Source organism: Pantoea sp. EKM21T (assembly GCF_011800405.1).
GTDB lineage: Bacteria > Pseudomonadota > Gammaproteobacteria > Enterobacterales > Enterobacteriaceae > Pantoea > Pantoea agglomerans.
Window position 1 is genome coordinate 313263 of sequence record NZ_JAALFV010000002.1, and the last position, 12419, is coordinate 325681.

The following is a 12419-nucleotide window of genomic DNA, read 5'->3' on the forward strand; positions in this document are numbered from 1 at the left end:
TTAGTCAGTTAGCCAGCTGGCGTGACGTTGTAACACCGGCAGACGGGTGCGCCGCCGATCAAGGTCGGGCAGTGCTGCCAGCAGTCCCTGGGTGTAGGGATGCTGCGCGCGGTCAAGTTCGCTGGCGGCCAGCGACTCCACCACGCGCCCGGCATACATCACCAGCACCCGATCGCAGAAGCTACGCACCAGATTGATATCGTGACTGATAAAAATCAGTCCCAGACCGCGCGCTTTCACCAGATCATCCAGCAGCGCCAGCACCTGCAGGCGAACCGAGACATCCAGCGCAGAGGTAGGCTCATCGGCAATCACCAGTTCCGGCTCGGTGATCAGCATCATGGCGATCATCACGCGCTGCCCCTGGCCGCCGGAAATCTCATGGGGATAGAGCTGATATACCCGTTCAGGATCGCGGATCTGCACCTCCTCCAGCATCGCCAGCGCCCGCTGACGTGCCGCCGATTTCTGGCCGCGATGGTGACTGCGCCAGGCTTCGGCAATCTGTTCGCCAACCCGGATCACCGGATTCAGCGAATATTTCGGGTCCTGCATAATCATCGAGATGCGTTTGCCACGAATAGCGCGCATCTCTGCCGGGCTGGCGTGCAACAGGTCGATATCGCCAAACTGCATCCGGCTCGCCTCAATGCGCGCCTTAGCCGGATGCAGCTGCAGCAGGGCGCGACCCACGGTCGATTTACCGGAGCCGGACTCACCGACAATCGCCAGCTTCTCCTGACCGAGCTGAAAGGAGATGCCACGCACCGCCGGGGTTATCTGGCGTCCGTTAACAAAGTTCACGTGCAAATCGCGCACGTCGAGCAACGGCGAGGCGTTACTCACTGCGGGGATCGAGCAGGTCACGTAGGCCATCTCCTAAAAAGTTAAATGCCAGGCTGTTAATCAGGATCGCCAGACCGGGAACGGTCACCACCCACCAGCACTCCAGCATGTAGGTGCGGCCACTGGCGATCATCGCGCCCCATTCCGGATCCGGCGGCTGCGCGCCCAGCCCGAGAAACCCCAGCCCGGCGGCGGTGAGGATAATGCCCGCCATGTTCATGGTGATGCGGATAATCACCGACGGCAGGCAGAGCGGAATAATGTGCTTCCAGAGCACCCGCAACGGCGACGCGCCCTGTAAGCGCACCGCCGAGATAAAGTCCGCCTGACGCAGCGACAGCGTTTCAGCGCGGGCCAGACGGGCAATGGGTGGCCAGGCGGTGAGCGTAATCGCAATCACCACATGCTCCAGACCTGGCCCCAGCGCGGCAACAAAGGCCAGCGCCAGTACCAGGCTCGGGAAGGAGATAAAGATATCGGTGACGCGCATCAGCACGCCGTCGACTTTGCCGCCAAAATAACCGGCGGTGACGCCCAGCAGCAGGCCCAGCGGCCCGACGGTGACCGATACCAGCAGCACGATGTAGAGCGTGATGCGTGCGCCCCACACCAGACGACTGAAGATATCCCGGCCAAACTCGTCGGTGCCGAACCAGTGGGCCGCGCCGGGAGGCGTCAGCGCATTGTTCAGATCCTGAACCAGCGGCTGATACGGCGCGATCCAGGGCGCGAACAGCGCCACGATGCAGAGCACCAGCACAATGCCACCACCAATCGCGGTCAGGGGATTACAGGCCATGCGCCAGAGGAAATAGCCGCAGCGGGCAGCAAAACGCTGACAGCGCACCAGCCGCTCACGGGAATGACTCACAGACGCAGCGTCAAAAGAGATCGTCATACTTTGGTCCTCGGATCGAACACCTGATAGAGCAGGTCGGAGATCAGGTTAAGCAGCACAAAAATCAGGCCCACCACAAGCACACAGCCCATCACCGCATTCATATCGCCCAGCATCAGGCTGCCGGTGAGGTAGGAGCCAAAGCCGGGCCAGGAGAAGACGGTTTCAATCAGCACCGCGCCCTCCAGCAGCGAGCCATAGGCCAGCGCCACCACGGTCAGCAACTGCACCAGGATATTGCGGAAGGCGTGCTGCCAGATCACCTGCCATTCAGTCAGGCCTTTGACCCGCGCGGTCAGAATGAACTCCTGCGACAGCTGCGCGAGCATAAAGCTGCGCGTCATGCGGCTGATATAGGCCATGGAGTGAAAGCCGAGCAGCGAGGCGGGCAGCACCAGATGATTCAGCGCATTCCAGAACACCTGGCTGTTGCCCGCCAGCAGGGCGTCAATCAGCATAAAGCCGGTGCGACGTGGCACGATGCCATCCAGGCTGAAGTCCACCCGACCTGCGCCGCCGACCCAGCCGAGATGGGCATAGAACAGCAGCAGGCCAATCATGCCGACCCAGAAGATTGGGGTGGAGTAACCGGCCAGGCTGAGCATCCGCACCACATAGTCGATGACGCTGTTGCGACGCGCCGCCGCCAGCACACCCAGCGGCACGCCCAGTCCTGCGCCAATCACAATCGCCAGCGTGGCCAGCTCTACGGTTGCCGGAAAGACGCGCACAATGTCATGCACCACCGGCTGACCGGTGAGCAGCGCATGGCCGAGATCGCCATGCAGCAGCGCGTTAAGGTAGATGCCAAACTGCACCCACAGCGGTTTATCAAAGCCGAGCTGGTGATAAACCTGCTGATAGGTGGCCTGATCGGCGTCGGGGCCGACAATCGCCAGCACCGGATCCAGCGGCATTACCCGGCCAATAAAAAAGGTCAGTAGCAGCAGGCCGAACAGGGTAATCACTACCTGCACCGCGCGATGGCTGATGCGGCGGCACTGAGTTCGGGTCAGGGTCAGGATCATAGGGTGCCTCCCGCTTTGGCTTCAGGGGTTTTCCAGACATCGCGGAGGAAGGTGGTCGCTGAGGGATGCGGCTGATAAGCCTGCACCCGGTTGCTGACCACCACGGAGTCGAGCATTTGTGAAATCGGCATCAGTGCAGGCACCAGCTGGTCATAGCGCTGCTGGATGGCGTAATAGGCCTGCTGCTGGCGGGTTTTGTCGCGCTCTACCAGCGCCTGATCGATCATGCTGTTGAGCTGCGCGTCGTAGAAACCGGTGCGCCACCCCTGGAAGTTGGTCAGCCGGGCGCTGTCAGCATTATTCGGGTTATAGACCAGCGAGCGCAGACTGGAGTGGGGATGTGGCTCCACGCCGCTGCCGCCGCGTCCGACCAGCAGACTGAACTGGCGATCGCGCATCGCGCCATAGATCTGGTTACCGGTGCCGGTGATGATTTTTGCGCGGATCCCGCCCTGGAGCAGCGTCGACTGAACCGCGATGGCGATGTTCAGAAAGGGCTGATCGGCCAGCACCCGCAGCGTGGTGTCGAAGCCGTCCGGATAACCCGCTTCAGCCAGCAGTGCGCGGGCGCGCGGCACATCGAGCCGGTAACCGGGGTCGGGCAGCGTGGCGGGCATGCCAGCCTGAATCGGGCGCTGATGCAGCTCGCCATAGCCGGTCATCAGACTTTTATTGATGCCCTGATAATCGACCAGGTAGCGTACCGCCTCCCGCACTTTGATATTGTCGAAGTGCGGATCTTTCATGCTCATCGCCAGGTAGTAGATCGTTCCTTTTCTTACCGCATCAATGGTGAGGTCGGGGTCGTGCCGCAGGGCGCGCACGTCGGGGATCGCCATGTTACTGGCGATATCCAGATCGCCTTTCTCCATCATCAGCCGCAGGGTTTGCGACTCCTGCAGATGGCGGAACACCACCCGCGACATCTTCGCCTCGCCGCGCCAGTAATCAGCCGCACGACTCATGCGCAGCACATCTTTTGCCTGCCACACATCCAGCCGGAACGGGCCGGAGCCCGCTTCATGGGTCGTGAGCCAGCGGTTGCCCCAGTCGCCATCCACCTCATGCTGCTGCACGGTTTTGCTGTCCAGCACCACCATGCTGCCCAGCGCCGCCAGCGAGTAGATCACCAGTTGCGGATCGTTAGGTCTGGGCAGGTTGATCACCAGCGTGCGGTCGTCGGGTGCGGTAATCATCTGGTCAACGTTGTCGCGGCTGAAGCCGTACGATTTCCACACCGACGCCTGCGCGAGGTTCAGATGCAGCACCCGCCGCATCGACCAGACCGCATCGGCGCTGGTCAGCGGATTGCCGGAGTGAAACCTGACGTTGTCGCGCAGGTGAAAAGTCAGGGTGCGGTTATCCGGGCTGACTGACCAGCGTTCCGCCAGCGCCGGGCGCACCTCGGTGAGTTGCTGCGGGTTCAGCTCGACCAGTCCGTCATAGAGATTTACGACAATGCCGACCACTTCGTTGCCGGTCATAGCGGCCGGATCCAGGGTGAGCAGGTTATTCATATTCATGCCGACGATCAGCTGGTCATCCGGGGTCTTTGCCTGGATTGACGCGCTGCCCGTCAGCACCAGCAGTGTGATCAGCCACGCGCCACATCGTTGTGTCAGGGTCATAGGTAAAGTCCAGCAGGTCAGAGGTTTTCCCGTTTACGACTCTGCCTGCTGCTGGCCACCGGGATGGCAGGCAGCAGGCGGGCGACGGGGTTATTATTGTTTGCCGTACTTCGGTAGTGCGATTTACCAGCGGTTCAGCGTGTGCGTCTCAATCCAGCTTAAGTTAATATCCTCACCCAGCCCGCTGCGGGTCGGCAGGGTGACAAATCCCTGATCGTCCATCGGATCGATTAGGCTGTTGAGGTAGGCGGGCGGTGTTTCATAATCCAGGAAGGGATGCAGCAGGCCGCGCTCATACCAGCGGCAGTTACGGATCGCCCCGACCACCGCCAGGCTGGCCGCACCGTTGCCGTGCACTTCGCAATCCATGCCAAAGGCTTCAGCCAGATTCGCCACTTTCAGGGTGGGCGAGATGCCGCCTACGCCATTGGCACCGGCTCGCAGAATGTCGCAGGCTCCGGCACGCACCCAGTCGGCGCGGCTGTGATGTTTACCGCCCAGGCTCTCCGGACCAAGCACGTCGATAGAGAGGTTTTCGGCCAGCCAGGCGTAAGAGGCCATGCTCTCTTCCTCCATCGGCTCCTCGAACCAGGCGAAATTAAGCTTTTCCAGCGCCTTGCCGATGGTCAGCGCGTCACTGCGGCTGTACCAGTGATAGCCATCCAGCATCAGCGCGATATCGGGGCCCACCGCTTCACGCACCGCCGCGCAGGCTTTGATATCCATCGCCGGGCTGGGTGCGAAGGAGACCGGCGGCATCCAGGTGTGCAGCTTGATCGCCTGATACCCGCGCGCCACCAGCTTTTCCGCGAACTGCGCATACTCATCCGGCGTTGATAATCCACCGCTCAGCTCGTCACCACACATGGTGCTGCCGTAAGCCGGGATCTTCTCGCGATAGCCGCCCAGCAGTTTGTGGACAGGCTGTTTCAGCTTCCGTCCAATCAGATCCCACAATGCCTGCTCCACAGCGGAGAGCGCCCGCTCGGTGAGCTGATGGGCGCTGCCGCGCTGCCAGTGCACCAGATCCTGCCAAAGACGCTCCCGGTCAAAGGCGTTCTGACCGATCAGCACTTTGCGGAAAAAGGCATTAACCACATGGGATCGCACCACTTCCGGCGGCGCAAAGGCGTAACCACAGTCGCCTTCCTCGCTGGTCAGGGTCAGTAGCGCCATCTGCGCATCATTTTCCGGGCCAGGGTGGGAGTGTCCGGCGCTGTCGGCGCAGCGTTGGGTGGGATAGGTAAAAAGGGTGACATCAATGGCGCTGATCTTCACGGTTAAGCTCCTGTGGCAGTCTGTCCTGATGAATTATTAAAACGCTGTTTCATTTTCAATCTAGCCTTCACAATTCATTAACGCATTAGCCAAAACGATACGATTAATGGCTAATATGTGTGCAACTGCCCAGGGTGTTGTGAACATATTCACGAAAGCTGACCGTTTTGTGAGCAGCGACACGCTCCGCTTTTTCCTCTCAAGGGATCTCTTTGAGCGCTACTCCGCCAGTTAACCCCGCCGCAAAAAACATTTAACCGGATGACTTCCCCTGACCACTGTTTTAGGTGATAGTAACGCCGCTTTACATTAATAATTCTCATTATCATTTGTGCGGGTTTTTACAATGAAAAAATGGTTTTTAGCGCTGGGTCTGCTCACGCTGGCAGGGACGGCTTCGGCCAAATTGATTACCGATGTCGCAGGCCGTCAGGTCGAGGTGCCGCAGGAGGCAAAACGCATCATTCTGGGTGAGGGTCGTCAGATGTATCTGCTGGCGGCATTTGATACTGATGCCCCATTTAAACGGGTGATTGGCTGGCGTGACGACTTCCCGAAAGCGGACTGGGACGGCTATCAGGCTTACGAAAAACGCTATCCGGAAATTAAAAAATTACCGACCTTTGGCGGGGCGAAAGATGGCACTTTCAACGTCGAGCAGGCGTTAACCCTGAAGCCCGATCTGGTGCTGATGAATCTGGAATCCAAAGCCGCCACCGATGAAGGCAAGCTGATTGAAAAACTGCAGGCAGTAGGCGTGCCGGTGGTGTTTATCGATTTCCGCGAAGCACCGATGGTGAATGCTGAGAAAAGTATCCGCATCATGGGCGAACTGGTGAACAAACCGGCGCGTGCCCAGGAAATTATCACCTTCCGCCAGCAGCAGATTGACCTTGTCACCTCGCGTCTGAAGAACTTTACCGGCTACCGCCCGAAAGTGATGATTGACCGTGCAGGCGGCTACAGCGACGAGTGCTGCATGTCGTTTGGCAATGAGAACTTTGGTCAGATGGTCGAGATTGCGGGCGGTCGTAACATCGCTAAAGATCTGATCCCTGGCACCTTCGGCACCGTTAACCCGGAACAGATTATCGCCAGCCAGCCGGATGTGGTGGTGGTGACCGGCGCTAACTGGAAGAATTACAATACCGTGGGCAAATGGGTCGGCGTCGGTCCGGGTGCCAATGTCACCGAGGCTACCGCGCGTCTTAAGGAGCTGATGATGCGCGATGCTTTTAAAACCCTGCCGGTGGCGCACAACGGCAATGTCCACGCCATCTGGCATCAGTTCTACGACAGCCCTTACCAGTTTGTGGCTATCCAGGCGCTGGCGAAATGGCTGCATCCCGATCTGTTTGCCGATCTGGATCCGGACGCCACCTTCCGCACGTTCCACGAGAAGTTCCTGCCGCTGCCTTATCAGCCAGGATACTGGGTTACTTTACCCGCTGATAAACCCTGACTGACCGGCGATGACAGGGACGTCATCCGCCTGATTTGCAATTCCTCCCGAATAAACCCTCTGTTTCTCTTCAGATTTACTAATCTTTTACAGGCGCGGAGTCAGTTGCTCTGAGCAGCGCGACGTCTGACGCGGTCCGCATTCACGTTAAAAATGGAGAGAAACATGCGCAATACCCTGGGAAGATCGGCCTTTGCCGTGACGCTGTACGCTCTGCTGGAGCCGGTGCCGCTGGGCTTTTTTGTCGCGGCCTGGCTGTTCGATATTCTCTATAGCCAGACCTTTGTGTTGTTCTGGACGGATGCCGCAGGCTGGCTGATTGCGCTGGGACTGATACTGGCGATTGTGCCGCGACTCATCGCGCTGGTTTATCTGTTCCGCGGCAGTGACAGTGCGGAAAAGAGTCATTTCTGGCTCTGGCTGGTGGCGATTGTGATCGCTATCGTCAATGCGTTTATTCACAGCCGTGATGCCGCCGCTGTCATCCCGCTGGGCGTGACGCTTTCGACGCTGGTGGTAGCGCTGCTGCTGCTGGCGAATGTGCAACTTGCGTTACGTCAGCGTAGCGCTTAAGGAGGAGCCACCATGAAGATACCGCATAAAACGTTGCTCGCGCTTACCCTGACAGCACTGCTGGCAGGCTGTGATGATGGTGCGCTTGTCGATCCGCAAAAGCAGATCGGACCGAATCCTGAACTGCCGCAGGCACAGAACTTCTTTATGCCGCCGATGCAGGTGCCGGAAGGCACGCCGTGGAAAGCGGGCGAAATGCCAAAAGTGGCTGACGGGCTGAAAATCGAAAAGATCGCTGACAATCTGCAGCATCCGCGTCAGGTTTATGTGCTGCCGAATAACGATGTGCTGGTGGCGGAATCCAACGGCCCGGCCAAACCCACCACCCGGCCTAAACAGCTGATTATGGGCATTGTGCAGAAAGCGTCAGGTAAGGGCGGCGCTGGCGGCAACCGGATTACGCTGCTGCGCAACGTCAATGGCAAATGGGAGCAGCACCGCTTTATTGAGAATCTGCACTCGCCGTTTGGTATGCAACTGATTGGCAATACCCTTTACGTCGCGAATGCTGACAGCCTGGTGAAGTTCCCCTATCGCGAAGGGGAGACGGAGATCCGCACCGCGCCTGAAGAGGTGACGGAACTGCCGGGCGGGCCGATTAACCACCACTGGACCAAAGCGCTGTTGGCCAGCCCCGATGGCAGCAAGCTCTATGTGGGTGTCGGCTCCAACAGTAACGTCACCGAGAACGGCATTGGCGCAGAGTATCGCCGCGCCGCGGTGCTGGAAGTGGACGCGGCCAGCGGTGCCAGCCGGATCTACGCCAGCGGATTGCGCAATCCGACCGGCTTACAGTGGGAACCGCAGAGCGGAAAACTGTGGGCCATCGTCAACGAGCGTGATGAAATCGGCTCCGATCTGGTGCCTGACTACATGACCTCAGTGCAGGACAAAGGCTTCTATGGCTGGCCCTACAGCTACTTTGGTCAGCATGTGGATACCCGTGCCGAACCGCAGCGTCCCGATCTGGTTGAGAAAGCGATTAAGCCTGATTATGCCCTGAGTTCGCATGTCGCTCCGCTGGGGCTGCTGTTCTACGGCGCAGATAACATGCCGCAATACCAGGGCGGTGCGTTTATCAGTGAACATGGCAGCTGGAACCGTACGCCGCTGAATGGCTACAAAGTGGTGTGGGTGAAATTTGAAAACGGCAAGCCAGTGGGTCAGCCGCAGACGGTGGTCTCGGGCTTCCTGACGGACGACGAAAAGCAGGTGCGTGGATTACCGGTCGGTCTGGCCAGCGACAAACAGGGCGGTGTCCTGATTGCTGATGATGCGGGTAATACCGTGTGGCGAATCAGCGCCGCGAAGTAAGCATTGCGCTGCTTTTTTAAGCAGAAAGCAGGCATAAAAAAAGGATTTGGCATTTCGCCAAATCCTTTATTTTTTGTTCGCTACCCGGCTGGTAACCGCGCTGCGAACGAGGTGCTCAGCACTCTCCACAAACAAGATTGTAAAATGTGCGGCTAAGGATTTCAAGTTTCGCCAAAATGCTGTATGTTTATACAGGTGTTGAGTGTTGAGCATCGCCTCATTGTCGACTGGCCGCTCCCAGGGGCACGGTTTTAAAATCCCGGCAGGCATCAGGTGGTGCTGGCCTGTGGCTTTAACCATGAGTGCCGCTCAGCTCTCTCCACAAAGATGTGCTTAGGCGCCCGGCGGGTAGAGTCAAAGCCCTGGTTGCCGAACAGCGCGCTCCTGTAAAAGGAGAAGGAAAGTGATGGAACTGACTAAGCTGATTCTGGATCTTATCCGGGTCATCTTGCAGATCATCGTTGCCCTTATGCAACTGACCGGTCACGCAGGTTAACCGGAACTTGAAACAAGGCGGAGCTAACCACTCCGCCTTTTTTCTTTGTCAATTCTCTGTCATCGGAGGCGGGTAAGGTGGTGCGGCAAAGCACGCCGCCGGGGCGCTGCTTATCCAGACCGGGAGTTTTATGTCCATTGCCGCCGTTATGCCCGCCCGATTAGCGCACACCTGGATTGATGAGAGTGTGAAGATGCGCGAAACCACTGTGGGTCAGCAGTGTGAGATCCTGGCGCACAGCACGCTGGAATATAGCGAGCTGGGTGACTTCTCCTATGTCGGTGAACACTGCTGCCTGGCCGATACCCAGGTGGGGCGCTTCTGCGCCATTGCTAATCAGGTGCGCATTGGCGCGCCGAATCATCCTATGGACCGCGCTTCCCAGCATCGCTTTACCTACTGCCCGGAGTATTACCACCCCGACGCCCGGCGCGATCAGGGGTTCTTTTCCGCCCGTCGCGCCGATCGGGTGATAATCGGTCACGATGTGTGGATAGGTCACGGCGTAATTGTGCTGCCTGGCGTCACCATTGGAGATGGTGCGGTGCTGGCTGCGGGTGCAGTCGTGACGAAAAACGTCGCGCCCTACAGCGTCGTGGGCGGGGTGCCGGCCAGGCCACTGCGGGTGCGCTTTACACCGGCTATCGCCGCACGTCTCCAGCGCATTGCCTGGTGGAACTGGCCCCTGGAGAAACTGCTGGCGAATCTGCCCGATTTTCAGCACGGTGACATCGAAGCGTTCTGCCAGCGGCACGGTGCATAGCCACCCCACGGCGCCGTCAGCCGGTTTGTACGCCGAAATAGCGCACAACCCGCTGGCCATAGAGCCCGACGGCCAGTCCGGCGACGATCAGCAGCAGCGCGGCGATTTTCTGAGGTGAAACCGTTTCGCCAAATATCGCCACTGAACCCAGGATGCCGAACACCGGTACCAGCAGCGACAGTGGCGCGACCGTAGAAACCGGATAGTGTTTCAGCAGCCAGTTCCACACCCAGTAGCCCAGCAGGGTATTGGGATAGACCTGAAACAGTATCGACAACACCGCCTTCACATCCAGCTGGGTGAACAGTGCGTGATAGCCCGCGCTGCCATTGACCAGCCCGTCCAGCAGGAAGAGTGGAATGGGTGCAAAGGCGCTCGACCAGACCAGAAAAGCAAAAACCTGCCGGGTGCCCGCTTTTTTATTGATGATATTGGCAATACTCCATGCGACCGCGCCTGCCAGCACCAGCAGCATGCCGGAAAACGTCACTGAGCCATCGGTAATGAAAAAAATGCTCAGCAGACCGGCGCAGGCCAGCGCACACCCGGCGATCTGATAGCGGCTGAGACGCTCTTTAAATACCCAGCCACCGAGCAGCAGCGTGAAGAAGGCGCTGAACTGCAGCAGCAGCGAGGCGATGCCCGCCGACAGTCCGGTTTTAATCCCCAGATTCACCAGACCCCACAGGCCAATCCCGAAGACCAGGCCATAGCTGATCAGGTAGCGCCACGGCACGTCCGGTTTCTTAATAAAGAACAGCGCTGGCAGGGCGCAGAGCGTAAAACGGATGCCTGCCAGGATAAACGGGTCGACCGCCTGCAGGCCGAGTTTGATAACGGAAAAGTTAACCCCCCAGATGGCGGTGATCATGACGGCGAGCAGCAGATGCGTTAATTTCATGATTGACGTACTCCGGACCAGCAGAGAAAGGCAGAGGCACTGACCGCTGCACCGGCATAGCAGACAGCCTGCCATCCCCAGTGTGTATAAAGCTGAGTGGCGGCGATGGCCCCCAGCGCACTGCCCAGCGAGTAAAAGCACATATAGGCACCCACCAGACGACTTGCCGCCTCAGGTCGGGCGGCCACGATCAGGCTCTGATTAATCACATGCACCGTCTGGACGGCGAAATCGAGCAGGATCACCCCGAAAATCAGCAACAGTAACGAGATGTGAAGCGCGGCTATCGGCAGCCAGGAGAAGGTCAGCAACGCCAGGGCTAAGCCAGTGGCACGCTGCCCCTGGCCCAGGTCAGCCCATGCGCCTGCTCTGGAGGCCGCCAGCGCACCGGCAAGTCCGGCCAGGCCGAACATCCCGATGTGGGTGTGTGACAGTGACAGGCCGGTAAGTGGCAGTACCATCGAAGACCAGAGCATACTGAAGGACGCAAAAATCAGCAGCGCCAGGATCCCGCGTCTGCGCAGCTGCGGTTCCGTGAGGAAGAGACGGAAAACAGACAATAAGAGGTGAGGATAAGATGTGCGCCGCGTCTGACCTGCTGTGGCGGGCAGCACTTTCGCCAGGATGAGCGAGATCAGGAGTAACAGGCAGGCAGCCGTCAGATAGACCGCCCGCCAGCCCGCCAGGTCAGCAATCATCCCGGAAACAAACCGCGCCAGCAGGATGCCGATCACGATGCCGCTGGTCACGCTGCCCACCACCTGTCCGCGCTGTTCTGGCGATGCCAGCATGGCGGCCCACGCCACCATTAGCTGCGTGACCACCGCCATTAATCCCACCAGCAGCATTGCGCAGAGCAGCGTCATCAGGTCTGGCGCAACCGCAGCAGTGATTAACGCCAGCACGGAAAGCAGCAACTGGATAATCACCAGTTTTTTGCGGTTCACGCAGTCGCCCAGCGGCACCAGAAAGATCAGCCCGAGGGCGTAGCCGCTCTGCGTAGCCGTTACCACTGTGCCAATGGTGCCGGTGGAAACCTGCAGGCTGGCGGCGATCGACTCCAGCAGAGGCTGTGCCGAGTAAACATTGGCGACCGCCAGCGCAGAGGTGAGTGAGAACAAAAAGATCATCCGGGACGAGAGCACCGGGATCGCGGCTGGGGGCGAATCGGCTTCAGGATCACGCGCCTTGCCAATCGTACAGGTCATGTTGCTTTCCTTTCTGGTTTTTAT

At 59.0% G+C, this 12419-nt stretch carries 11 protein-coding genes; 4 read left to right on the forward strand and 7 right to left on the reverse strand.

Translation table 11 applies throughout. From position 1 onward, the window contains the following. The 5 genes from HFD87_RS05025 to HFD87_RS05045 form a co-directional block, all read right to left on the reverse strand. Positions 1 to 867, reverse strand: a complete 867-nt coding sequence (locus tag HFD87_RS05025) for an ABC transporter ATP-binding protein (RefSeq protein WP_167423097.1) — start codon at positions 865 to 867, stop codon at positions 1 to 3. Next, positions 839 to 1744 (reverse strand): ABC transporter permease, encoded by a 906-nt coding sequence (locus tag HFD87_RS05030; protein ID WP_167423022.1) that lies wholly within the window; start codon positions 1742 to 1744, stop codon positions 839 to 841. The genes HFD87_RS05025 and HFD87_RS05030 overlap by 29 nt, the downstream gene beginning before the upstream one ends. Beyond that, on the reverse strand, positions 1741 to 2772 hold the full coding sequence (locus HFD87_RS05035; RefSeq protein ID WP_010245000.1) for an ABC transporter permease: 1032 nt from the start codon (positions 2770 to 2772) through the stop codon (positions 1741 to 1743). The genes HFD87_RS05030 and HFD87_RS05035 overlap by 4 nt, the downstream gene beginning before the upstream one ends. Continuing rightward, positions 2769 to 4400: an ABC transporter substrate-binding protein gene (locus HFD87_RS05040; RefSeq protein WP_167423023.1), complete on the reverse strand. Its 1632-nt coding sequence runs from the start codon at positions 4398 to 4400 to the stop codon at positions 2769 to 2771. The genes HFD87_RS05035 and HFD87_RS05040 overlap by 4 nt, the downstream gene beginning before the upstream one ends. Positions 4401 to 4523: 123 nt before the next feature. Continuing rightward, on the reverse strand, positions 4524 to 5678 hold the full coding sequence (locus tag HFD87_RS05045) for a mandelate racemase family protein (protein WP_167423024.1): 1155 nt from the start codon (positions 5676 to 5678) through the stop codon (positions 4524 to 4526). A gap of 346 nt (positions 5679 to 6024) precedes the next feature. Here HFD87_RS05045 and HFD87_RS05050 point away from each other — a divergent pair, with 346 nt between their 5' ends. From HFD87_RS05050 to HFD87_RS05065, 4 genes are all read left to right on the forward strand, one after another. Further along, on the forward strand, positions 6025 to 7140 hold the full coding sequence (locus HFD87_RS05050; RefSeq protein WP_167423025.1) for an ABC transporter substrate-binding protein: 1116 nt from the start codon (positions 6025 to 6027) through the stop codon (positions 7138 to 7140). Positions 7141 to 7305: 165 nt separating this feature from the next. Next, positions 7306 to 7713 carry a hypothetical protein gene (locus HFD87_RS05055; RefSeq protein WP_010244987.1) on the forward strand — a complete coding sequence of 136 codons (408 nt, stop codon included), beginning with the start codon at positions 7306 to 7308 and terminating at the stop codon, positions 7711 to 7713. A gap of 12 nt (positions 7714 to 7725) precedes the next feature. After that, positions 7726 to 9027, forward strand: a complete 1302-nt coding sequence (locus tag HFD87_RS05060; protein WP_010670132.1) for a sorbosone dehydrogenase family protein — start codon at positions 7726 to 7728, stop codon at positions 9025 to 9027. A gap of 626 nt (positions 9028 to 9653) precedes the next feature. Beyond that, a complete protein-coding gene (locus HFD87_RS05065; RefSeq protein WP_010244979.1) occupies positions 9654 to 10286 on the forward strand; it encodes a DapH/DapD/GlmU-related protein in 633 nt (210 codons plus the stop codon). Between the two features lie 16 nt (positions 10287 to 10302). Here the strand turns inward: HFD87_RS05065 and HFD87_RS05070 are convergent, their stop codons facing one another. Beyond that, positions 10303 to 11187, reverse strand: coding sequence for an EamA family transporter (locus tag HFD87_RS05070; protein ID WP_022625667.1), 885 nt, complete (start codon positions 11185 to 11187; stop codon positions 10303 to 10305). Next, positions 11184 to 12395, reverse strand: a complete 1212-nt coding sequence (locus HFD87_RS05075) for an MFS transporter (protein WP_167423026.1) — start codon at positions 12393 to 12395, stop codon at positions 11184 to 11186. The genes HFD87_RS05070 and HFD87_RS05075 overlap by 4 nt, the downstream gene beginning before the upstream one ends. Between the last annotated feature and the right edge of the window lie 24 nt (positions 12396 to 12419).

Bases quoted from the DNA above. Each gene is read 5' to 3' on its own strand.
- HFD87_RS05030 (WP_167423022.1), bottom strand. From the start codon at position 1,744: ATGACGATCTCTTTTGACGCTGCGTCTGTGAGTCATTCCCGTGAGCGG.
- HFD87_RS05035 (WP_010245000.1), bottom strand. From the start codon at position 2,772: ATGATCCTGACCCTGACCCGAACTCAGTGCCGCCGCATCAGCCATCGC.
- HFD87_RS05040 (WP_167423023.1), bottom strand. From the start codon at position 4,400: ATGACCCTGACACAACGATGTGGCGCGTGGCTGATCACACTGCTGGTG.
- HFD87_RS05050 (WP_167423025.1), top strand. From the start codon at position 6,025: ATGAAAAAATGGTTTTTAGCGCTGGGTCTGCTCACGCTGGCAGGGACG.
- HFD87_RS05055 (WP_010244987.1), top strand. From the start codon at position 7,306: ATGCGCAATACCCTGGGAAGATCGGCCTTTGCCGTGACGCTGTACGCT.
- HFD87_RS05060 (WP_010670132.1), top strand. From the start codon at position 7,726: ATGAAGATACCGCATAAAACGTTGCTCGCGCTTACCCTGACAGCACTG.
- HFD87_RS05065 (WP_010244979.1), top strand. From the start codon at position 9,654: ATGTCCATTGCCGCCGTTATGCCCGCCCGATTAGCGCACACCTGGATT.
- HFD87_RS05070 (WP_022625667.1), bottom strand. From the start codon at position 11,187: ATGAAATTAACGCATCTGCTGCTCGCCGTCATGATCACCGCCATCTGG.
- HFD87_RS05075 (WP_167423026.1), bottom strand. From the start codon at position 12,395: ATGACCTGTACGATTGGCAAGGCGCGTGATCCTGAAGCCGATTCGCCC.